Source organism: Pedobacter africanus (assembly GCF_900176535.1).
In the GTDB taxonomy this organism is placed as follows: domain Bacteria; phylum Bacteroidota; class Bacteroidia; order Sphingobacteriales; family Sphingobacteriaceae; genus Pedobacter; species Pedobacter africanus.
The window spans coordinates 213549-236162 of the sequence record NZ_FWXT01000004.1 but is presented as its reverse complement, the minus strand read 5'-3'; the positions used below and the strand labels follow the sequence as shown (position 1 = coordinate 236162).

General features: G+C 45.7%; 17 protein-coding genes. 9 read left to right on the top strand and 8 right to left on the bottom strand.

The features are described from left to right. Positions 1–341: 341 nt before the first annotated feature. The 5 genes from B9A91_RS20805 to B9A91_RS20785 all read right to left on the bottom strand — a co-directional run bounded on the left by B9A91_RS20805 (position 342) and on the right by B9A91_RS20785 (position 8398). A complete protein-coding gene (locus tag B9A91_RS20805) occupies positions 342–1508 on the bottom strand; it encodes a TlpA disulfide reductase family protein (protein WP_084240968.1) in 1167 nt (388 codons plus the stop codon). Between the two features lie 3 nt (positions 1509–1511). Continuing rightward, positions 1512–2960, bottom strand: coding sequence for a RagB/SusD family nutrient uptake outer membrane protein (locus B9A91_RS20800; RefSeq protein WP_084240966.1), 1449 nt, complete (start codon positions 2958–2960; stop codon positions 1512–1514). Between the two features lie 29 nt (positions 2961–2989). Further along, positions 2990–6310 carry a SusC/RagA family TonB-linked outer membrane protein gene (locus tag B9A91_RS20795; RefSeq protein WP_159451753.1) on the bottom strand — a complete coding sequence of 1107 codons (3321 nt, stop codon included), beginning with the start codon at positions 6308–6310 and terminating at the stop codon, positions 2990–2992. Between the two features lie 281 nt (positions 6311–6591). Next, a complete protein-coding gene (locus B9A91_RS20790) occupies positions 6592–7743 on the bottom strand; it encodes a FecR family protein (RefSeq protein ID WP_084240963.1) in 1152 nt (383 codons plus the stop codon). Positions 7744–7825: 82 nt separating this feature from the next. Further along, positions 7826–8398: an RNA polymerase sigma factor gene (locus B9A91_RS20785; protein WP_084240961.1), complete on the bottom strand. Its 573-nt coding sequence runs from the start codon at positions 8396–8398 to the stop codon at positions 7826–7828. A gap of 108 nt (positions 8399–8506) precedes the next feature. Between B9A91_RS20785 and B9A91_RS20780 the strand changes: the two genes are divergently transcribed. Beyond that, a complete protein-coding gene (locus tag B9A91_RS20780) occupies positions 8507–9073 on the top strand; it encodes a serine protease (protein ID WP_084241223.1) in 567 nt (188 codons plus the stop codon). A gap of 1 nt (position 9074) precedes the next feature. Further along, a complete protein-coding gene (locus tag B9A91_RS20775; protein ID WP_084240960.1) occupies positions 9075–10619 on the top strand; it encodes a flotillin family protein in 1545 nt (514 codons plus the stop codon). Positions 10620–10638: 19 nt separating this feature from the next. Here the strand turns inward: B9A91_RS20775 and B9A91_RS20770 are convergent, their stop codons facing one another. Then, positions 10639–12165, bottom strand: a complete 1527-nt coding sequence (locus B9A91_RS20770) for a glycoside hydrolase family 10-like protein (RefSeq protein WP_200815703.1) — start codon at positions 12163–12165, stop codon at positions 10639–10641. Positions 12166–12248: 83 nt separating this feature from the next. Next, entirely contained in the window at positions 12249–12695 is a 447-nt protein-coding gene (locus tag B9A91_RS20765) for a KTSC domain-containing protein (RefSeq protein WP_084240959.1), read from the bottom strand. A gap of 114 nt (positions 12696–12809) precedes the next feature. Here B9A91_RS20765 and B9A91_RS20760 point away from each other — a divergent pair, with 114 nt between their 5' ends. From B9A91_RS20760 to B9A91_RS20730, 7 genes are all read left to right on the top strand, one after another. Next, positions 12810–13163: a hypothetical protein gene (locus B9A91_RS20760; protein WP_084241221.1), complete on the top strand. Its 354-nt coding sequence runs from the start codon at positions 12810–12812 to the stop codon at positions 13161–13163. Positions 13164–13261: 98 nt separating this feature from the next. Next, entirely contained in the window at positions 13262–14167 is a 906-nt protein-coding gene (locus tag B9A91_RS20755) for a sugar phosphate isomerase/epimerase family protein (RefSeq protein WP_084240958.1), read from the top strand. Positions 14168–14226: 59 nt separating this feature from the next. Then, positions 14227–14904 carry a response regulator transcription factor gene (locus B9A91_RS20750; protein ID WP_084240957.1) on the top strand — a complete coding sequence of 226 codons (678 nt, stop codon included), beginning with the start codon at positions 14227–14229 and terminating at the stop codon, positions 14902–14904. A 5-nt stretch (positions 14905–14909) separates the two neighbouring features. After that, positions 14910–16268, top strand: coding sequence for a sensor histidine kinase (locus B9A91_RS20745; RefSeq protein WP_084240956.1), 1359 nt, complete (start codon positions 14910–14912; stop codon positions 16266–16268). Between the two features lie 58 nt (positions 16269–16326). Next, positions 16327–17595: a TolC family protein gene (locus B9A91_RS20740; protein WP_084240955.1), complete on the top strand. Its 1269-nt coding sequence runs from the start codon at positions 16327–16329 to the stop codon at positions 17593–17595. Positions 17596–17600: 5 nt separating this feature from the next. Beyond that, positions 17601–18695, top strand: coding sequence for an efflux RND transporter periplasmic adaptor subunit (locus B9A91_RS20735; protein WP_084240954.1), 1095 nt, complete (start codon positions 17601–17603; stop codon positions 18693–18695). A gap of 21 nt (positions 18696–18716) precedes the next feature. Then, entirely contained in the window at positions 18717–21848 is a 3132-nt protein-coding gene (locus B9A91_RS20730; protein ID WP_084240953.1) for an efflux RND transporter permease subunit, read from the top strand. Here B9A91_RS20730 and B9A91_RS20725 read toward each other — a convergent pair. Beyond that, positions 21845–22591 carry a phosphatase PAP2 family protein gene (locus tag B9A91_RS20725; protein WP_084240952.1) on the bottom strand — a complete coding sequence of 249 codons (747 nt, stop codon included), beginning with the start codon at positions 22589–22591 and terminating at the stop codon, positions 21845–21847. The two genes, B9A91_RS20730 and B9A91_RS20725, sit on opposite strands and share 4 nt — an antisense overlap. Between the last annotated feature and the right edge of the window lie 23 nt (positions 22592–22614).

Sequence of the window (22614 nt, the reverse complement as noted above, 5' to 3'; positions counted from 1 at the left end):
AGCAGAGAAGATAGAATGAATCTTAGGCGGAGTAGCTGTTTTAGAATAGATTTGGGATTTTCTGAGTAAACGAGCGGATGATAAATATACTAAGAATTGACAGGAAAAGCAAGGGAAATATAATAAGTTAAATTAAATATATATAAACAATTTAAACAACCAAATATTTCTCAATAATTAATCTAATGTATTTAATTATTAAATTTTGGATATTTTATCAAAATTTTAATGAAAGATAAAGGCGCTGAATAGTACGAGCTTGACAGTGGATATTGCCTTGGAAGGAATGGATTAATGCGTAAATAAAAACAGGGGCCTTTTGAGCACCCTGTTTTTATTTCTTACCGGAAAATCTCTTCCAGTTTTTTGTCCATTGCGGCATCATCTTCTCCGCCCCCGCCATAGCGGCCTATAATGGTCCCGTTTTTATCGATCAGGATTTTTGTCGGTAAAGTATGGATCCCATAACGCTCATTAATGTATGCCGCTTTTTCAGCCTCACTGGCGTTGCGATTATAACCGCTCAGCACATGCTTCCAGATTCCGATTTTATCCTGCTCCACCGCTTTTTTCCAGGCTTCAACGGCATTATCATCGTTTGCTACACCAATGATCTCGAAACCTTTTTCTTTGTATTTATGGTACACCGAGATCAGGTGGGGATTGCCTTTACGGCAGGGCACACACCAGCTGGCCCAGAAATCAATCATGACGTATTTTTTGCCTTTAAAATCTGAAAGGCTCAGCTGTTCACCATTGATATCTTTTGCTGTAAAATCTGCAGCTTTACTGCCTGGAGACCCACTTTCCAGTTTTTTGATCTCCTCAGCAATATACTTACCATAGCTGCTTTGCTGAATGCGTTTGGTCCAGCTGTTGTAGATTTTCTTTGCCGCTGCTGTATTCAGGCCGGCAATCTTAAAACGCATCATATATGGCGTTACATAGGAATCAGGGTGCGCAGCAAAAAAGGCAAAATCTACTTTATCCATTCTTGCATTGAAAGGCTCAAACTGCTCCCTGATCTCAGCAGCTTTTTCGTGGTTTTTTTCCTTCCTGTAAGCCTCCAGAACAGGCTCCATTTCTTTTCTTATCGGCGCTTTAAGCTTATCCAGGGCCTTTTGCTGATCCTGGCTTACAGAACCTTTGAGCTCAGCATTTTTGAAATCCCCTGCTTTCAAATTAATGGTCATGAAGGCAGGTTCCAGAAATATACTGGTAAAATTAGGATCGTCCATACTCTGGCTTTTCATTTTTCCATTCAGGAAGACAACAGTAGGTTCGCTTATACGCCCTTTAAACTGAAAATTGCCATTACTGATTTTAGCGCTGTCCGACACCCGTTGGCCCGCGGGGCCGGTGTATTTCAGATAAACAAAATCATAATCCTGGTTGGTTATTTTCCCCGAAAGGGTAAAACTGTCTTTTTGCTGCCCAAATCCGGTAAGGCTGCTGAATATCAGCAGCACCGGGAGCAGGCTTTTTAAGCTTATACAATAGAATTTCATAGGTTAAGGGTTTTGTTCTAAGGAATTGGTAACGCCATTGGTTTCACTTAAAGGCAGGAAATAAACCACCCGGGCATCGGTGGGCTGTACGGTAATGTTCGATCCTGGCTGCCCTGCTTTGCCGTAAGTTCTGATCATCGGCAGGTTGTTGCGCAGCAGGTCGTCCCTGCGTTGTCCTCCTTCAAAAGCAAATTCTAAACGCCGTTCGTCTAAAACGACCTGCAAAACGGTGCTGCGGCCACGCAGACTGCCAAGTGCATAAAGGTCGGTTCCGGTAAGCCCGGCACGCCTGCGGATGGTGTTTACATCATCAAGGGCAAGCTGTCCGTTATTGAGTTTTGCATTGGCTTCTGCACGGTTCAGGTACATTTCTGCCAGGCGGTAAATTGGCGGAGAGCTTACTTTTTCGGTAGTATTCACTGCCGGGTTCTGCACAAACTTGGTGGTAAAGTTCCAGGTTGTGCCATCGGCTGTTTTTAGGGCTTTATAAAAATTCTTCCGCAGATCTCCGGTTCCTTCGTTCAGCAAATCCCATAAAGGCTTTGAAACTGCAGCAAACTTTTCTACAGTATAACTCTGGTTATAGTAATAAAAGCCACTACCGGTCCCATCCAGGTTCTTGATACAGAAAATGGTTTCTTTGTCGGTACTGTGGTTGGTGGCAAAGTAACCTTTATAAGCATCTCCCTGCACCAGGGTAAATTTAGCTGTTGCAGCAATTACTTTATCGGCATATTCTATGGCTTTTGCATTATTACCCATATTTAAGTATAATGACGACAGCATGGCCTGCGCGGCATATTTGGAAGCAAAGGCATTGTTATTGGCATCTATGGTCATCATGGCCTCTGCTTTCAGCAGATCTGCCACCATAAAATCGTAAACTTCTTTAACGGTATGGCGTTTGGCAGGGCGTTCCAGTGTTGGCATGGGTTTGTCAATAATCGGCACAGCAGGGTTGTTCCCGTTATTCTGTACATATGGCCGGCCAAATATTTTAACCATGGAATGATAAGCTATGGCCCTCAAAAAAAGGTTTTCACCTTTCAGCTGCAGCAAAGCAGGGCTGGCATCATCGGGGATTGCAGCAATGACATTATTGACACCCCTTACCAATTTATAGGCATTGGTATATAACCGGGTGGAATTTGCCATGGTTGGAAAATGAACATAGGAATAGGCACCGTACTGCCTGGTACCCCCCGGATCAAAAACGGAAGTAGCTTCTACATTATCTACCGGAGACTCTGCCATATGAAAGTATGCGCTGATGTAATCGAAGTCGTTCAGTAAGCTATAATTACCGCTGGTGGCCAGCTTCAGGTTCGTCTCGCCGCTAAGTGCCTTATCGGTATCCATGCTGGTTTCGGGGCGTAGGTCCAGCTTTTCGGAACATGCTGCCAGTAACAGTAAGGTTAAAAGCAGTAAACTATAATTGTGAATCTTTTTCATAATTGAAAATTTTTTATTGGATAGCCTGGTTACAGGGTCATGTTAAGTCCTAAAGTGATTTTTCTGTTGATCGGATATTTTGCACTATTCTCAAAGCTTCCTCCCCCAACTTCCGGGTCCAGCCCTGTAAATTTGGTAATGGTGAAAACATTATCAGCAGCAACAAAAAACGAGGCTTTGCCTATTTTAGCCTTATTCAGCCAATTAGAGGGCAAATCATAAGTTAGCCTTACGTTGCGTAGCCTGAAAAAGCTTGCATTGTCTATGAACCGGGTGGTGGTATAACCATTGGCTTCCGGGTAACCATTTAGGGTAGCCGCAGGTGCAAAGGCAATGTCGCCTTTTTTCTGCCAGCGGGTCTGCCCTGCAGGAAGTGCCGTATTGTTTACTGTTTTTGAGGCACCGTCTATTTCCAGGGGGCCAAATATATAACCGCGCAGGTCGTTGTTTACTTTAAGTCCGGTAATGAAATTTGCCAGTACACTCAAGGTAAAGCCCTTGTAGTTGACCGAATTGCTGATACCACCCGAAAAATCAGGCTGCTGGGAATCCAGGATCTGCAGCGTAGCTTCCTTGATGTTCAGGGTGCTGCCTTTACTGCCATCTGCATTCCGTACTTCGTACGATGGTTTACCGCTATCGGGGTCTGCCCCTTTATATACAATGCCATAAATGGTACCAATGGCATAACCCGGGGCAATCACAAAACCACCGGTAGTGGGTAAAATTGAAGGCACGTCTGTCAAATAAAGCACCTTATTGCGGTTAAAGGCCAGGTTGAGATTGGTAGTCCATTTTACCTTCCCGTCGATATTAAGCGAGTTGAGGTCTAGCTCAATGCCTTTATTGGAAACTTTTCCTATGTTTTTTACCACACCGCTAACACCACTGCTGATCGGGGCCTGAACGGTCCTTAAAATATTGGTATTGGCTTTATCATACAGGTCGATGGCCAGGTTTAAACGGTTCCATAAGCCGATGTTCAAACCGATATTGTTCATGCGCTGTACCTCCCAGTGCAGGTCAGGGTTATTGTCGTTGGCCCCAGGTACGATACCGGGTTTCCCATCATACTGTGAAGTGCCGGTAATAAAATTGTATACCCCATAAATTGAGTAAGCACCAACCGGATCGGCATTACCCGTGGTACCATGACTTGCCCTTAAACGTAGATTGGTCAGTGTTTTATTGTGCTTTAAAAAAGCTTCATTGCTTACGGTCCAGGAGCCACCTACAGAGTAAAAATTACCGTATTTGTTATTGATGCCGAATTTTGAAGATCCATCCCTTCTGAATGATCCGGATACAAAATATTTGTTATCATAACTATAATTTGCTTCAGACAGGTACGATAAATAAGAAACCTCTGCAATACTCTCCGATATTCCCTGGAAAGTGCCCTGACTTAATGAGAAAAGGCCCGAGGTAATGTTTGTGGTACTTCCACCCGTTACCTCATTACGGACATTATTGAACTCAAAACCGGCAAGGCCTTTCACCTGGTGCAGGCCAAATTCTTTATTGAAAGTCAGCAGGTTGGAAGTAATGTAGTTCAGGTTTTGGGTAAGGTTCCTGGAATAAGATCCTCCCGGACGGCCAGAGGCTAGGTCAAGGGGGTCAACATAAAAGCCATTTTTAGAGCTTGTTAGGGTAATCCGGTTGGAACTGGAGATTTCCAGCCATGGATTGAAACTGTAGCTTACCCTCGCATCCAAACCGCCCATGTAGGCCTTGTCGTAACGGTAATTGAAGCCTTCCTGTGTACTGTAAAGCGGGTTAAATGCACCCTTCGAATACCAGTTGGCTTCATTGCTACCACCCAAACGATAGCTCCCATCGGCATTTTTTGGATAATCCCAGGGCATCATTTTATACAATGCCCCGCGGTAATTGCTCAGACCTGAGTTCTGGGTTGGTGAATACAGTGCATTGAAACCCGTATTGATGGTCAGTTTAGATGTAGGTTTATACTCAGTATTGACCCTGATGCTGTAGCGTTCAAATTTATCGGTCACAGCTATAGGACGTTCCCTGTGGTAGGTTGCCGCTCCATAATAACTGAATTTTTCGGAAGCGCCGGCCATAGACAGGTTATAACGCTGGATCTGCCCGGTTCGGTAACCTTCGCGCATCCAGTCTGTATCGTGCGACAAGGCGTCAGTCTTATCCGGCATCACCGTTGCGAGGTAAGCCTGTACTTCGGCGTCGGTTTTAGTCGGGTTCTGATTTTTATAATCGTTGGTATAGGCCTGACTCAATAATTCATAACGCTCTGCACTGTTCATCATCCTGAATTTGCCAAACGTAGGATTTTCCCAGCTATAGTTTGCTTCCATGTTGAGCTGTGGCTTGCCCGAACGCAGTCCTGCCCCTGTTTTGGTGGTAATGACCAATACCCCATTTGCGGCCCTTGATCCGTATAAAGCAGTTGAAGCTGCATCCTTTAACAAGGTAACCGATTCCACATCATTCGGGCTCAGGTTGAGGATGTTCGCCGCACCTGCAACGCTTGAGATATTGCTCATATCCTGGATCAACCCGTCAATTACGACAAGGGGCTGTGTAGAAGAAGTTCCGCCCAGGGAGCCTACACCTCTTACGTTTAAACTGGAGGCACTGGCGGGATCTCCGCCAACGTCGCTCACAATCAGGCCTGCCAGTTTTCCTTTTAAGTTCTGGACAATCGAAGCAGAAGCAACATTTCTCAGGTCTTCTCCTTTCACAGTGGCCAGGGCACCTGTCAGCTCACTGACTTTCTTTTTACCGTACCCGGTAATTACCAGCTGTTCCAGTTCGCCAACGTCTTCCAGCAAGGTCACATTCAGCAATTGCATGCCCTTCACGGCAATTTCCTGGGGTTTAAAGCCTACCATACTGAACACCAACACGTCAGCGTCATCCACTTTGATGTTATAACGGCCTTCGCCATCTGAAATCACCCCTGTTCTTTTTCCTTTTACCTGGATGTTTACACCGGCCATAGGCTGTTTTTTGGCATCTGTTACCTGCCCCCTGATCTCGGTTGGAAAAATAGGCATCCGGATTTGAACAACCGGGTCTTTTTCTTTGATCAGGATGGTTTTCTGCTCAATCTTATAGGTTAAAGCTTCATTTTTCAAACAAAAATCAAGGATCTCTTTTACACTGGAGTTCCTGAAATCCACATCCAGTTTTTTGGCATCGTTTACTTTCTGGTTGGAGTACAACACCTGGAAGCCCGTCTGTTTTTCAATTTCCTGAAAAACCTGCTCCAGTGTAGCATTCTTTTTGGCATAGGTAAGCCTTTGTGCAAAGCCGGCAGCGCTGACCTGCATTAAACTGGCAAAAAGCATAATTATGATCAGTCTCATAATTAACAATAGTTTATTAGGCAGCCACAGGCGCAGCATGCCTAGGTAAAAAGCATTTAATTTCATACTTTCGTTTAGGTTTGGGTTAATACGGTTAAAACTCTTCGCAAAATTGTTTTTAGGGGTTAACTCGGCCATAAGGCCATGCAGGTGCTAGTCACACTTTCATGGCTTTTTTTGCCTAAAAACCCATTCTGTTAACTTCTCTTTCGTAGCTGTTTCTTCATTTTGTTTTTTTAGTTGATTATTGATCTGTTAAATGGCTGGTCAGGCCAGTATGATTACTGTACTTTTATGGTTTTTCCTTCAATAGAAAACTTCACATCGCTGGTTTCTTCCAGCATTTTCAACACTGCAGACACATTGTCGAACCTGGAAACTGACCCGGTGAAAGTAGGCATATCTTTGAAACCAGGGCTATAAACGATCTCTACATCATACCACCTCGAAACCCTTCTTAAAATACTGGCCAACGGCTCATTCTTAAACCTGAACTTACCGGCTTTCCAGTCGGCCATAACACTTGTATTTACTTCTTCTATGTTGATGTTTCCGTTTTTAAGGCTGGCCTGTTGCCCTGGCCTGATCACAACCGCCACTGTTCCTGCGCTGATCTTTACACTCCCTTCCAGCAGGGCTGTTTTTACAGCAGGCTCATCGGCATAGGCGTTCACGTTAAAGTGGGTACCCAATACGGTTATCTCCTGGCCTTTACTTTTTACCGTAAAAGGATGTTGTTTGTCTTTTGCTACTTCAAAATAGGCCTCTCCTGTAAGCTGCACCATTCTTTGGTCTTGTCCAGCAAAAGTTGCGGGATAGGAAAGTGAAGAAGCAGCATTAAGCCTGACCTTAGTCCCGTCCGGTAAGCTGATCTGGTACTGCCCTCCCCTCGGGGTTTCTACGGTATTGTAACTGATTTCTTTAGGGCTCAGTTCTTTATCCAGGGCTTTTGGTTCATATACCAGCTGTCCGTCGGCAGTTTTGGAAATGCTGATGCCTGCCTGTTGGGCCAGCGCACCGTTTTCAGCATCATTGAGGCTGATCTTTTTACCATTGGCCAGGGTTAGGATGGCCTTGTTACCTCCGGGCGCTACATCGCTTTGATTTGCCAGCCCGGGACGCTCCGCAATGCTGCCGTTGCTGTAATGATAAAACAATCCGGCCAAGGCCACCAGCACAATTGCTGCAGCGGCTGCCCAAGTACTTATCCTTCTGTGCAGCGGGATGGTGGTTGTCTGTTCCGGCAGGTCAAATTGCGCTTCCAGTCTTTGCCAGATCCGGTCAGTAGAACTTTCCACAAAGGTATCGGTGATTTCAGGCCGTTCTGTTTCCTTAAATTTCAGGTACCATTCTTCTACAGCAGTTCTTTCCTTAGCTGTAGCCGTACCCTGCAGGTATTTATTTAACAATATTTCGATCTTACGTTCTTCCATAATCAGGCAGATTTATCCTGCAATTATAGACCAGACCCTTGAACCCGGTTCAGGGCCCAGAAAAAAAATAAAAAAATAAATCCTAATGATTGATCAGGAAATAGAGGAATACGAACAATCCTAATTTTACCCTCAGTATCTTCAGCGCATTATTGATCTGGTTTTTCACTGTCTTTTCGCTAACCTCCAGCTGAGCGGCAATTTCCTTATGCGAGAGCTGGGCATTTCTGCTCAGTTCAAATACCTCGCGCATTTTGGGAGGCAGCAGGGCCACTTCCCTTTCGATAATCGCTTTTAACTGGTTCTCTCTGGCCCTGTAGTCGGTTGCCGTGTTTTCCATTTCTGCCACCGAGGCCAAATAGCCCTCGGCAAATTGTCTTTTGGCAATCACCTTCAGCACCCGGTTCCTTACGGCACTGTACAGGTAGCCCGGTAAATTACCGGTCTGCAAATTGAAATTTACCCTGCCGGCCCATAAAGCAGCAAATAAGTCATGTACAGCATCCTCGGCTTCATCCCTGTTCAGCAAACGTTTATAGGCGTGAACGAATAAAATACCTTTATACCTGTTGTATATTTCCGCAAAGGCATCCCGGTTACTTTCTTTTAATAAAGCAACGAGTTCAATATCAGCAAGCGTATGGTAGGCCTTCATGCTTAAAATCCCCTTTAAGCAAATTTACAAATTTTAAATTCAGCAATGCAGGTTTTCTGTCTTGCCTTTATTTTTCTTTATCTTCAGAAAAATTATATTTTTACGCCTATGGACTATTTTAACACTCTTGACCCTTTATTGAGGATCTTTTGGTTTATCGCAATTCCTGTAAGCCTGGTATTTGCAATTCAAACCGTCATGACCTTTATCGGTATTGATTCAGCGGACGGTATAGATGCAGATTTTGACGGCAATTTAGATCATGCTGATGCGCCTTTTCAGCTCTTCTCTTTCCGGAACCTGATCAATTTCCTTTTAGGGTTAAGCTGGACCGGTATTTCATTTTTCAGGGTTATCGATAACAAACCACTGTTAATTGCGCTATCCGTAGCGGTGGGCATAGGCTTTATCCTGTTGTTCTTTGTCATCATCCGGCAAATCCAGAAACTGGCGGAAGACAATACTTTTAAAATAGAAAGTACACTGGACAAATCCGGCTCAGTATACCTGCGCATCCCTGCAAACCGCAGCGGCAATGGAAAAATCCATGTCAGCATCCATGGCTCATTTAAAGAACTCGATGCCATTACCGATGGAGAACTACTGGAAAGCGGGGCAACCATCAGAATCATTAAAACAATAAACCAAAACCTCGTACTCGTAGAAAGAATTTAGCATGCAAGACCTCTTACAATCACCTCTTACCCTCATTCTTGTGGGTGTTATCGTTATTTTTGTAACCTTATCGGCCCTGATTGCCCGTTACAAAAGATGCCCCTCTGACAAGATCCTGGTCATTTACGGAAAAACCGGCGGCACATCAGCAAAATGTATCCATGGTGGCGGTGCCTTTATATGGCCGGTTATCCAGGATTTCGCTTACCTTGACCTTAAACCCATTTCCATAGAAGCCAATCTGGTGAATGCGCTGAGCAGGCAGAACATCAGGGTGGATGTTCCATGCCGTTTCACCATCGCCATTTCTACAGAAACCGACAGCATGAACAATGCTGCAGAACGTTTGCTGGGCCTTGCCCCTACCGACATTCAGGAGCTGGCCAAGGACATCCTGTTCGGGCAGCTGCGTTTGGTTATTGCAACCATGACCATAGAGGAGATCAATTCCGACAGGGACAAATTTCTGGACAATATCTCCAAGAACGTAGATACCGAATTGAAAAAGATCGGCCTTAAACTGATCAATGTTAACGTTACGGACATCAAGGACGAATCGGGCTATATTGAAGCCCTTGGTAAAGAAGCTGCTGCAAAGGCGATTAACGAAGCCCTGATCAGTGTGGCCGAGCAGACCAAAATCGGGGAAACCGGGAAAGCCATTGCCGACCGGGAAAAAGACGTACAGATAGCCGAAACCCAGCGCGAACGCGACATAAAAATTGCCATCACGCAAAAAGACAGGGAAGTAAGCATCGCAGCGGCAGTGAAAGATGAAGCCATTGGTAAGGCCGAAGCAGAAAGGGATACCCGTATCAAAACATCTGAGGCGAATGCCCTTGCGGTAAAAGGAGAGAATGAGGCAAAAATCAATATTGCCAACTCTGATGCTTTACGTCGTGAAAAAGAAGCGGAATCTTTGAAAATAGCTGTTTCTGCTGAAAAGGTACAACAGGCACAGGCTTTGGAAGCAGCTTACCTGGCAGAACAAAAGGCCGAAACTGCCCGTTCAGAACGAGAAAGGTCGACACAGATTGCGAACATTGTAATCCCGGCAGAGATCGCAAAACAGAAAGCAATTATACAGGCACAGGCAGATGCTGAGACCATCAGGGAGAATGCAAAGGGTGAAGCCGATGCGATCTATGCAAAGATGGAAGCCGAAGCAAAAGGTTTATTTGAAATACTGACCAAGCAGGCCGAAGGTTACCGGGAAGTAGTAGCTGCTGCTGGTGGCGACCCGACCAAGGCATTCCAGTTGTTATTGATTGAAAAACTACCGGAACTGGTAAAAACCCAGGTAGAGGCTGTCAAGAACATCAAAATCGATAAGATCACGGTTTGGGATTCTGGTAATGGCAACGGCGAGAATGGCAATTCATCAACAGCCAATTTTGTATCGGGTATGATGAAAACCGTTCCTCCGCTGAATGACCTGTTCAATATGGCCGGATTGAACCTCCCTACTTATTTAAAAGGTACTGACGAGGCAGGTAGTCCTGTTGACACCATAATCAACAAACCTGGTGAAGACAAAAAAGCCTAATTAAAAATAAGCGCCGGCCCTACAGGCTGGCGCTTATTTTTATGCTCTCATTTCCGGTACGGTCTACCGCGGTAACCATTACTTTATTCAGTTTCTGTCCTGCTTCTGATGCGGATTTCATCAAAAACCGGTCTTTCTGGCTCAGGACTACATAATTCCAGGTATTGCCATACTGGTAATACACCACCCATTTAAATACGTCGGCCGCGTCAGCATGGTTCCAGCTGATCTTTACCTGCCCCTGCTGAAGTTCCGTTTTCACATCAGGTGCCGCGGGTGCTTTATCATCCAGCCAGGGACTGGCAGGAACAAGTGCCTGTTTTTTATAGGGACCATCGGCAATTCCGCGGATCAGCTTTTCGTGTTTGGTTAAACCCCCGATACTCCAGTGTACTGCACCATTGCTATTGGGCAGCATGCCGCGGGTAATCATGATCTGGTTTACAATCTCATCTACATTCTTATCGTCGCCGCCCAGCCCTACGTTCATTCCTGGCCAAAGGTGCCTGTTCATGGTATTTTCAGTGGCCCACCAGCCCAATAACACCGGAAAGCTTTGTTTGATGGTATTGATGCCCCAATACAGCTGAGGGGTAAAATAATCTATCCAACCTTTGTTCAGCCAGAGTTTTGCATCGGCATACAATTTATTGTACTGGTCCATCCCTTCGATTGAAGCGGGATAACCTGGCTTCCAGATGCCAAACGGGCTCAGGCCAAACTTTACATATTTCTTTTCAGCTTTGATCTCTTTGTACACCCGCTCTATAAACTGGTTTACCCCCTGCCGGCGCCAATCGCCCCGCGACAGTTTACCGCCGCTTTTCTGATAGGCTGCCCAGTTGGCTTCATCCGGGAAATCGGCCCCGCCGTTATAAGAATCATAAGGATAGAAATAATCGTCGAAATGTACGCCGTCTATGTCATACCGCTTTACAATGTCTTTCACCACTGCAGCGGCGTGGTCTTGCGTACCCTTATTGGAAGGGTCCATCCAGTATTGCCCGTCTTTCAGTTTTACCACAAGGTCCGGACGTTTTTTAACGATAGACTGCTCGCTGATAGTTTTGCCTGAGGTGTGGTGCGCACGGTAAGGGTTCAGCCAGACATGCAGCTCCAGGCCACGTTCGTGGGCTGCGTCTACCCAGAACTGTAAAGGATCATAATATGGACTGGGCGCCTGCCCCTGTTTTCCGCTAAGGAAGGCCGACCAGGGTTCGAGGCTGCTTTTATACAGCGCATCTGCCTGCGGACGTACCTGGAAGATCACCGCATTGAAATTATTCTTTTTCAGGAAATCGAGCAGAAAGATAGCCTCCTTTTGCTGGTCCATACTGCTCAATCCTGGTTTCGAGGGCCAGTTGATGTTGGCAACAGTAGCTACCCAGGCTGCCCTGAATTCCCTGCCCACCTGCGGCTGATCTGCTACAATTTTTGGATCGGCAACAACAGTTGCCTTTTTGCTTGTTCCGCAAGAATAAAATAAAAAAAGGCTGCTGCAGCACAATGCCAGGCCTTTTTTGAGGTTTTTAATTAATACTTTCAATGGTTCGCTGGTTTGGTAGTTCAATGCCACAAAATAGCACAATTATTTACCTTAACCTACAGGTAAAGCATTTTTTACAGCATTTAGGCGGACTGTAATTTGGCTATATTTCTGTACGGGAAAGCAGGAAATATATGCCTGCGTGCAAACCTTCCCGGCGAATCGGCATTGACCAGCTTTACATAAATGGCCTTGGGAACACCAAAATATTCGTAGGCGCTGCCATCCAGGAAATGTACGGTAAGTACCAGACCTGCCCAGTTATAATCAGCAATGCCACAGCTGGTAATGGTTTGTGTATATTCTTCTATAGAAAGCGCCAGTGTTTCAGGAGCAATGCTCACTAGGAAATGGTAAGCCTCAATGATTTCCTTGCTTTTGGTTTCCGCTTCCAGTTTGGCTGCTTCACTGTCCTGAAATTTATCCGGGTGCCAGTCTTTCATTAAATTCCTGTAAATGGTTTTTAATTCTTTCAATTCGGTATCCTTTTGTACACCCAATAGTTTTCTGTAATCAGTGATCTTTTTCATAAAATTTGTGCAAAGGTAAGATTATTATCCTATACATCTATTCTTCATGTATTCTTCATGCTAATCCCTCAACTTTACCTCATAATTAATGAACAGCATTTAAATAAAAAGATCATGAAAAAGTTATTGAGTTTAATCGCAATTATGGCATTAGGTTTAAGCACCACATTTGCCCAGACACCGGCAGCAAAAACAGCGGCTGCCCCTGCAAAAAAAATGGTAAAAAAAGAGGTTAAGACCGTTACTGCGCCAGTGAAACCCGAAACTAAGGCCGCTACCGCAATTGTAAAAACTACAACCACTACAACAGCAGCAAAAGCAAGTACCTTAAAAAAAGACGGTACGCCTGATATGCGTTTAAAAGAAAACAAAGTAAAAGCTGTAGTAAAGCCAGCCGGACCAGTTAAAAAAGACGGCACGCCTGACATGCGCTACAAAGCAAATAAAGAGGGCAAAAAAAGTAAATAGTTTTGTGAGGTTTGATGGTAAGAGAGGTGTTTAACGGCACCTCTTTTTTTGTATCAAAAAAAACTTAATTTGTACACCTGAACCCCTAAAAAAGAAAAATGAAACAATCGCGTCGTAGCTTCCTTACCCAAATTGGTCTTTTATCAGCCGCGCCACTGCTGGCCCCCTCCGATTTATTGGCCGCGGTATTGCCTGCTGCCTCAATCCAATACGGATACGCGGCAATTACCTGGGGCGACAACATTAAACAGGCCATTGAGGAGATCTCCGGTCTGGGTTTCAAAGGCATACAGCTTAGGGCAAATGCCCATACCCAATTCGGACAAAAGCCTGAAGAGCTGATCCGTTTGCTGAAAGATGCCAAACTCGCTCTGCCCATGTATTCAAGTGGCAATGCGAACATCAATACAGGCAATGATGAGGCCGAGATCAGCAAACACCTGGAAAGCGCCCGTTTTGTGAAGATCCTGGGTGGCAACAGCATCCAGATTACCAATTCATCCCGTCCTAAAACAGGTAAGGTAAGCCATGAAGACCTGGTTAAATATGCTGCATTATTGAATGAGATTGGCAAACGTACTGCAGCGATCGGTATAAAAACAACTTATCATAACCACATGGGACAACTTGGCGAAAGCCCTGAAGAAGTGGATGTGATCTTAAAAAATTCCGATCCGAAATATGTAAAGCTCTTGCTGGACATTGGCCATTATCAGCAAGGGGGTGGTGATCCTGCAGCAGCAATTATAAAATACAAAGACCGGCTGGACTGCCTGCACATTAAAGATGTAAAGGATACCGCAGATGCAAAAGGATACATTTTTGTAGAGCTTGGACAGGGGCGCGTTAACCTCCCTTCAGTATTTGCAGCTTTAAAAACAATTCATTTTAACGGATACGCCATTGTTGAACTGGATGCTGTTCCGGTTAAAGGCCGTACGCCTCTGGAAAGCGGACAGATTACGCGCGACTATCTGACCAAAAAACTTAAGATCAGCATTTAAACCTACCTGGATTTGCCAGGCAATTGACGCCAATTCCGATTAAGCCCTATATTTGCGGTATGTTTAAGATTGGACTGGCAGAAGATGACCTTAAAATTGGCAGCCTGGTTAAAACCGGACTTGAGGAAAGCGGCTATGAAGTAGTTCATTTTACAGATGGCAGGCAGCTGCTGGAGAACTTTGACAGTACGGGCTTCAACCTGCTGATCCTGGACATTATGATGCCGGGCATAGATGGCATCACACTTTGCCGCCAACTGCGTCAGGTTCAGCAAAACCTGCCCATCTTAATGCTGACTGCCCTTGGAAATGTGGATGATAAGGTAACGGGGTTAAATGCCGGTGCCGATGATTACCTGGCCAAGCCTTTTCATTTTAAAGAATTGCTGGCCAGGATTGAAGCACTGCTGCGCAGGTATGCGGTAACGCCAGAAAAAAAAGAGCATGAATTGGTATTTGAGGACATCTCCCTGAATACCTATAGCAAAGAAGTGAAGAGGGCGGGTATACACATTGCGCTCACCGCTAAGGAATACACCTTACTGGAACTGTTCCTGCGGAATCCGAACCGGCTGTTGTCCAGACAATACATTGCCGAGCATGCCTGGGACATCACATTCGATACCGGCACCAATGTGATAGACGTTTACGTAAATTTTCTACGCAATAAAATTGAGAAAGGCTTTTCAAGAAAAGTCATCCATACCAAAATCAATATGGGCTACATACTTAAATAGGCAAAATGAAAATTAAAGACCGCCTGGCTTTGTACTTTACACTGATCAGCACCCTGACCCTTCTGGCTGTATTGTGCGCGGTATATTTTATGTTTGCCCGGTTTATGGAGATTGATTTTTTTTCGAGGCTTAAAGACCGTACCATGGTAACGGCCAAGCTTTACCTGGAAGCAGATGAAATCTCGTCTGACTCGCTGAAAAAAGTAAGGGACCAATACCTGGAAACCCTGAACAGCGAAGTCATCCGCATTTACAACTCAAAGAACAGCGCCACATTTATTGGCGACGAGCAGCAGTATTGGGACAATGAGACCATCAATAAGGTCAGAAAGCAAAAGAAAATACAATTTAAGGACGGCAGGCGCCAGGTGGTAGGGATCTTTTATAAAGACAACCAGGGCGATTTTGTGATCCTGGCCTCTGCCATAGACCGGAGTACTTATTACCGGCTTGATAAGCTGAAAAAGATCATGATCATCATCTTCGTGGTCATTTTTGCCGGGCTGCTTTTATCGGGCAGGTGGATTGCCAAAAGAATATTAAAGCCGCTGGACCGCTTTATTGGGGAAGTTAAACAGATCAAATCAAACAACCTGCATTTCCGGGTACAGGAAGGCCCTGATAAAAATGAGATCAGCCTGCTGGCACAAAATTTCAATAACCTGATGGAACACCTGGAACAGGCCTTTGTGCTGCAAAAAACTTTTGTAGCCAATGCATCCCACGAATTGAGGACCCCCGTAACCAGGATGAGCATAGCCGCCGAGATTGCACTTTCGCAGGACAGGGAAAAGGAAGATTACAGAAATGCACTGGCCTCGGTCCTGGAAGATGCGGGAAAAATGGAACAGACCATCAGCAGCTTAATGAGCCTGGCCCAGGCCGATCTTGAATTTGCATCAGCTGCCTTAAGCCCTGTACGTATAGATGAAATGTTATGGGCCTTGCAGTCAGAATGGAAAGAAAAAGAAAACTGCGAGCTTATCATTACGACAAACGATCTGCCCGAGGATGAAGCGGCGCTCAGCATACAGGCGAACCCTGTGTTGCTACAGATTGCTTTCAACAATATCCTCTCCAATGCATTTAAATTTTCCGATCGGCAGCCCGTACACTGCACTTTAAAAATTACGGAAGACGGCATGGCCCTATCTTTTACAGACCGGGGTTGCGGCATTGCGGCACAGGAACTTCAAGAGCTCTTTAAGCCCTTCTACAGTTCGGCTGCGCAGCACCAGCACAAAGGCAGCGGCATGGGGCTGTACATGGCCCATAAGATCATTACGCTGTATAAAGGTACCATCCGGGTCAACTCAGAGCCCGGCCAGGGTGCTACCTTTACTGTTATTTTCCCTAAACATTAATGCCGCTTTAATTTGGCTTTAATCCGGTTTTAATCTCCTGCAGATAGCTTTGCGGGAGATGAAAAAACCATTAATCCTGATTGCGCTTTTACTGTCCGCCTTTACCTCCGTCAGCATGGCACAAGATACGCTCAGGCTTGATCTCCGGCAGGCAGAAAAAATGTTTGCAGCGCAAAACCAGCAGCTGATTGCCCAGCATTATCAAATTGAACAGGCAAAGGCCGAAGTCATTACAGCCAGGCTATTTGACAACCCTGAATTGAGCTACGAAAACCAGCTCTACAACAAGGACACCAAAAAATGGCTGCAAACCAATGCTGCCACAGGTCAATATCAGGCTACGCTGTCGCAGATGATCAGACTTGCAGGCAAGCGCAACAAAAATATACAACTGGCGGGTGCAGGCGTTAAAATGGCCGAACACCAATATTTCGACCTGATGCGCAGCCTTCGCTTTAACCTGGGCTCAACATTTTACAAAGCTTACTACCAGCAACAATCGGCAAAAGTATATGAAGAGCAGATCCGCTCCCTGAAAATATTATTAGGCGCCAATGAACAGCAGTTTAAAGCGGGCAACGTGGCCATGAAAGACATGATCAGGATCAAATCCCTGCTGTACAGTCTGCAGGTAGAATACACCGGCCTCCTCAACAATATAGCAGACCTGCAAACAGAAATCAAGCTGATGACGAATACCAGGCCGGATGCCAATCTGAAGCTGGAACTCACCGGTGCTGAAGAAAAGGATTACCATCCGGAGCAGCAATCTTATGCTGCTTTGCTGGACTCGGCAAGGCTGAACCGGGCCGATTTGCAATTGGCACAAACTGGCATCAGCTATGCCGAAAGCAACCTTAAACTACAAAAGGCCAACGCAGTTCCTGATGTAGAACTTTCCTTAAGCTATGACCTGCAGGGAAGTTATCCTGAAAAATATACCGGCATCGGCATCAAAGTGCCGCTTCCACTATTTAACCGGAACCAGGGCGAGATCAAAAAAGCAAAAATCGCCCTCGAAGAAGGTAAAACGAACCTGAAACAACAAAATCTGAAGCTTGAAAACGAAGTTTATAAGACCTTTACCTCGGCCCTGAGAACTGAAAACCTCTACCAGGGCATAGATCCGAATTTCAGCGGCGATTTCGATAAACTGATTACAGAAGTGATCAGAAACTTTAAAAACAGGAACATCAGCCTGATTGAGTTCCTGGATTTTTACGATTCCTATAAAGCCAGCACATTGCAGATCAATGAACTGAAATATGAAAGGATGAACGCCAGGGAAGAACTCAATTTTGTAACCGGCTCTACGCTATTTAAATAACACAAATGCAACACACACTAAAAAATATCGGTACCGCCTTTATACTGTCTGCCATTTTATGGTCTGGTTGTACTGAGCAAAGCAGGGAACTGCCTAAAGAAGAAAAATTTGAACTGACAGATACACTGATCGGCAGATTGAAGATCGATACCGTACAAGGGGCCAATAACCAAACCGAGCTGAACTTTTCGGCCAGGATTACAGCCAATGAGGAAAAGATAGCCCGCATATACCCCATGGTAAGCGGTTATGTACAACGTGTTCCGGTCAAACTGGGCGACAGGGTTGGCAAAGGACAGGTACTGGCTGTCATGACCAGTGCAGAAATGGCCGGGTTCGACAAAGAGGCCATCAGTTCATCGGCGGAGCTGAAAAATGCTCAGAGAAGTGCAAAACTGGCAGAAGATATGTACAACAGCGGACTGGCATCGGCACGCGAACTGGAACAGGCCAATAACGAGCTAATGGTGAAACTGGCAGAAGATAAAAGGAACCGTACCCTCCTGAACCTGAACGGGGGAAATAAAAATGGGATCTATACGCTGAAATCACCGATTTCCGGCTTCATCATCGAAAAGAACCTGACCGATAACATGCAGGTAAGGCCTGATAACAGTGAGAACCTGTTTACCGTTGCCGATCTGTCGGACGTATGGGCAATGCTCAACATTTATGAAAGTGATATTGCCAGGGTTAAAGAGGGGGATGAGGTCAGCATTACTGTTCTTTCGTACCCCGACGAGGTCTTCAAAGGAAAGATCAGTAAGGTCTACAGCATGCTGAACAACGAAAGTAAAGTAATGAATGCCCGCGTTGTGATCCCGAATACGGCACAACTGTTAAAACCCGGCATGATGGGCCGGGTTCAGATTGCAGGCAGGAACAACAACAGCCTGCCTGTAGTGAACGCCGACTGTCTCATTTTTGACAACAACAGATACTTTGCTTTGGTGCTGGATCCGGTTAAAAAGGTTCGTATCCAGGAGGTTGAGCTGAGCAGGAAATTTGAGAACAAAGCCTACATCAGCAATGGCCTGCGGGCGGGTGATCGTGTAATTGCCTCGAAACAGCTCTTCCTTTACGATAGCCTGAAACCATAACCTTATTAAAAACCTTTACTGATGAATCAATCCATTAAGTCTGTCATCGGCTTTGCCCTGAAGAACAAGTACTTCATTTTCTTTGCCACTTTCATCCTGGTTTTAGCGGGCTATCTCAGCTTTAAGCACACCACCATTGAGGCTTTCCCCGATGTAACCAATACCAATATCACCATCATTACCCAATGGCCGGGAAGAAGCGCCGAAGAGGTGGAAAAGTTTGTGAGCAGGCCCCTTGAAATAGCGATGAACCCTACCGAAAAACGGACTTCCATCCGCTCCTCTTCCCTTTTTGGTTTGTCGGTCGTAAAAATCACTTTTGAAGATGATGTAGATTACCAGTTTGCACGGGTGCAGGTAAACAACCACCTGGACGAGGCAGATCTGCCTGCCGGCGCAAAACCCGAGGTACAGCCGCCATATGGCCCGACGGGTGAAATTTTCCGATACACGCTTCAAAGCGACCAGAAATCGGTAAGGGAATTGAAAACCCTGCAGGATTGGGTGGTACAGCGGGAACTCCTCTCGGTACCTGGTATTGCCGATGTGGTGAGCTTTGGAGGCGAAGTTAAAACCTATCAGATTACGGTTGACCCGCAGAAATCCCTGCAATACGGCGTAACCGCCACCGAGCTGTTTGATGCGGTATCGAAAAGTAATGTAAATGTGGGTGGCGACGTGATTGAGCAGGGCGGACAGGCCTATGTGGTAAGGGGCATTGGTGTGCTGAACAATATAGACGACATTAAAAACATCATTGTCGACAATTTTAACGGCAGCCCGGTATATGTAAAAACCATTGCAGAGGTTACAGAATCGGCTTTGCCCAGATTAGGACAAGTGGGACGTGACCGCGACCCGGATGTGGTGGAAGGCATTGTGGTGATGCGTAAGGGTGAAAACCCCAGCGAGGTAATCCGGAACCTGAAGCTTAAAATCAAAGCGGTAAACGAGCATATCCTTCCGGGAGATGTAAAGATAAGTCCCTTTTATGATCGCGAAAACCTGGTCGACTTTGCGACCCATACTGTAATGCACAACATGCTGGAAGGGATCATTTTTGTAACCCTGATTGTATTTCTGTTTATGGCCGACTGGAGAACGACACTCATCGTTTCCCTCATCATTCCGCTTGCGCTGTTGTTTGCCTTCATCTGCTTAAAACTTAAGGGCATGTCGGCCAATCTGCTCTCTATGGGCGCTATCGATTTTGGGATCATCATAGATGGGGCCGTAGTTATGGTGGAGGGGATTTTTGTGGCCCTTGACCATAGCGCCGCTAAAAACGGCACTGAAAAATTCAACCGCATGAGCAAGCTGGGCCTCATTAAAAAAGCCTGCCTGGAAAATGGGAAAGGCATCTTTTTTGCAAAGCTGATCATCATAACCGGGCTGATGCCTGTTTTCACCTTTGAAAAGGTAGAGGGCAAAATGTTCTCGCCCCTGGCATGGACATTGAGCTTTGCCCTGCTGGGCGCCCTGCTGCTCACCTTTACACTGGTACCTGCTATGGCGAGTGTATTGCTGAAAAAGAATGTAAGAGAAAAACACAACATTTTTCTGGAATACCTGAGCCGGGCGGTAATGAAGGTGTTTAATGCAGCCTTCAGGTTTAAAAAAGCCGTATTTACAGGCGCCATGGTTGTACTGTTTGCCGGCTTATTGAGTTTTAAATTCCTGGGCACAGAATTTTTGCCCAGTCTGGACGAAGGTTCTATTTATGTAAGGGCCAGTGCGCCTTTAAGCGTATCATTGAATGAAACCAAAAAACTGAGCGACGAGATCCGAAAGATCTTTTTAAGTTTTGAGGAGGTACGGCAGGTGCTCTCGCAAACCGGAAGGCCCAATGACGGTACGGATGCCACAGGTTTTTACAATATGGAATTCCTGGTAGACATTTACCCCAAATCGGAATGGAAACGTAAAGAGAGCAAAGAACAGCTGGTGAGGCGCATGCAGGAAAAACTAAAAAGCTTCCCGGGCATTAGCCTGAACTTTTCACAGCCCATATCCGACAATGTGGAAGAAGCAGTTTCGGGTGTTAAAGGCTCTATAGTAGTAAAAATGTTTGGCAATGATTACGCTTATATTGAAGCGCAGGAAGAAAAGATATTCGACATCCTGAAAACCGTTCCGGGCATTGAAGACCTGGGCATTTTACGGAACCTTGGACAGCCTGAGTTGCAGATTAACCTGGACCAGGATAAAATGGCCTTATATGGGGTGCGGACCGAGGATGCCAATTCCATTATTGAAATGGCCATTGGCGGAAAAGCCGCTACAGAGATTTATGAGGGGGAACAGAAGTTTGAGCTCAGGATCCGCTATCCTGAGGATTTCAGAAGCGATGAGGTATCTATAGGCGCTTTGCGCATCCCTACCCTGTCGGGCACCAAAGTGCCTTTAAGCGAAATCTCCGGCATACGCAAAATAACGGGCCCGAGTATCATTTACCGCGACAAGCACCAGCGCTACGGGGCAATCAAATTTTCTGTCCGCGGACGCGACATGGGCAGTACCATTGCCGAAGCGCAGGCTAAGGTAAAGGAACAGATCAGGCTTCCTAAAGCTTACAAACTGGAATGGGCTGGCGATTTTGAGAACCAGCAGAGGGCAACTTCCAGGCTATCGACTGCAGTACCCATCAGTCTGCTGCTCATCTTCTTCATTCTTTTTGTATTGTTTGGCAGTATCAAAGATTCGCTGCTGGTGTTAAATAATGTTCCTTTTGCCCTGGTTGGCGGAATTGCAGCCCTGCTCCTTGCCGGGGTAAACTTCAATATCTCTGCAGGTATCGGTTTCATTGCCCTGTTTGGCATCTGCGTGCAAAACGGGGTGATCCTCATCAGCAGGTTTAAAAGCAATATAGCTGAACTGAAACACCGTGCCGACTGGAGCTTTGCCGATGCCATAAGGGATGGTGTGGCCAGCAGGATGCGGCCGGTAATCATGACGGCCATGATGGCCGCTATAGGTTTAATGCCTGCTGCCTTATCAACCGGGATAGGTTCCGAGGCTTCCAAACCACTTGCCATTGTGGTGATTGGCGGTCTGGTAACCAATACCCTGTTCAATCTTTTTGTTTATCCCATAGTGTTTTACTGGGCTTACAAGAAGAGGGTGAAACACATCGTTTCGGTGGCAGGCAATTAAAAACGGCTGGCAAAGGAGAAACCAAAAGCTTTTTCCTGGTAAATTGGCACCAAACTAAAATCCTGCTGCCGCTTTCCGGCAATCAGTTGTTTTAATTTTGGATACACCAGGTAGCTGACTTTGGTAGCAATAATGCCAAAGCCCGCACCGGCAACCACATCGCTTACCCAATGCCTGTTGTTGTACAAACGCATGATCCCTGTTGCGGTAGCTACCGTATAACCCGCATAGCCGTACCAGGGGGAGACATCTTTATACTCCTGCTTTAAAAATTCTGCTGCCGCAAATGAAGTCGCAGTATGACCGGAGGGAAAGGAGTTGTAGGTACTGCCATCAGGACGCAAGCGGTGTGTGGCCGATTTAACAATAAGGGTTGAGGCCTTCATTAAACCAAATGATATGGCATAAATGCCGGTGGCATCTACCAGGTTATGCTTGCCCTTTACCCCTGACAGGTTTAGTGCATACACCGCTGCTGCAGGTGCATATTGCATAAAATTGTCGGCCTTCACAGAAAAAAAAGGATGGTCTTCCTGCAATTCGGCCCTGGTGGTTACGTCCAGGTCATGAACAAAATTATCGCCCCCGGCCATTGCACCATAGCCAAGGAATACGGCCGGTATGATAAAAGGGGCTATTTTAAAGCTGTTCTTTTTGGCAACAGTATCTGCTCCGGCCTGCTGGCAATAGCAAAAAAAAGGCAGGCAAAAGCAAAGCAGCAGCATGTACTTCAATCTCATCATCTTCAAAATGGTTCAGTTTCAAA

Excerpts from the sequence above, each read along its gene's own strand:
- B9A91_RS20805 (WP_084240968.1), bottom strand. The coding sequence starts at position 1,508 with ATGAAATTCTATTGTATAAGCTTAAAAAGCCTGCTCCCGGTGCTGCTG.
- B9A91_RS20800 (WP_084240966.1), bottom strand. The coding sequence starts at position 2,960 with ATGAAAAAGATTCACAATTATAGTTTACTGCTTTTAACCTTACTGTTA.
- B9A91_RS20795 (WP_159451753.1), bottom strand. The coding sequence starts at position 6,310 with ATGAGACTGATCATAATTATGCTTTTTGCCAGTTTAATGCAGGTCAGC.
- B9A91_RS20790 (WP_084240963.1), bottom strand. The coding sequence starts at position 7,743 with ATGGAAGAACGTAAGATCGAAATATTGTTAAATAAATACCTGCAGGGT.
- B9A91_RS20785 (WP_084240961.1), bottom strand. The coding sequence starts at position 8,398 with ATGAAGGCCTACCATACGCTTGCTGATATTGAACTCGTTGCTTTATTA.
- B9A91_RS20780 (WP_084241223.1), top strand. The coding sequence starts at position 8,507 with ATGGACTATTTTAACACTCTTGACCCTTTATTGAGGATCTTTTGGTTT.
- B9A91_RS20775 (WP_084240960.1), top strand. The coding sequence starts at position 9,075 with ATGCAAGACCTCTTACAATCACCTCTTACCCTCATTCTTGTGGGTGTT.
- B9A91_RS20765 (WP_084240959.1), bottom strand. The coding sequence starts at position 12,695 with ATGAAAAAGATCACTGATTACAGAAAACTATTGGGTGTACAAAAGGAT.
- B9A91_RS20760 (WP_084241221.1), top strand. The coding sequence starts at position 12,810 with ATGAAAAAGTTATTGAGTTTAATCGCAATTATGGCATTAGGTTTAAGC.
- B9A91_RS20755 (WP_084240958.1), top strand. The coding sequence starts at position 13,262 with ATGAAACAATCGCGTCGTAGCTTCCTTACCCAAATTGGTCTTTTATCA.
- B9A91_RS20750 (WP_084240957.1), top strand. The coding sequence starts at position 14,227 with ATGTTTAAGATTGGACTGGCAGAAGATGACCTTAAAATTGGCAGCCTG.
- B9A91_RS20745 (WP_084240956.1), top strand. The coding sequence starts at position 14,910 with ATGAAAATTAAAGACCGCCTGGCTTTGTACTTTACACTGATCAGCACC.
- B9A91_RS20740 (WP_084240955.1), top strand. The coding sequence starts at position 16,327 with ATGAAAAAACCATTAATCCTGATTGCGCTTTTACTGTCCGCCTTTACC.
- B9A91_RS20735 (WP_084240954.1), top strand. The coding sequence starts at position 17,601 with ATGCAACACACACTAAAAAATATCGGTACCGCCTTTATACTGTCTGCC.
- B9A91_RS20730 (WP_084240953.1), top strand. The coding sequence starts at position 18,717 with ATGAATCAATCCATTAAGTCTGTCATCGGCTTTGCCCTGAAGAACAAG.
- B9A91_RS20725 (WP_084240952.1), bottom strand. The coding sequence starts at position 22,591 with ATGATGAGATTGAAGTACATGCTGCTGCTTTGCTTTTGCCTGCCTTTT.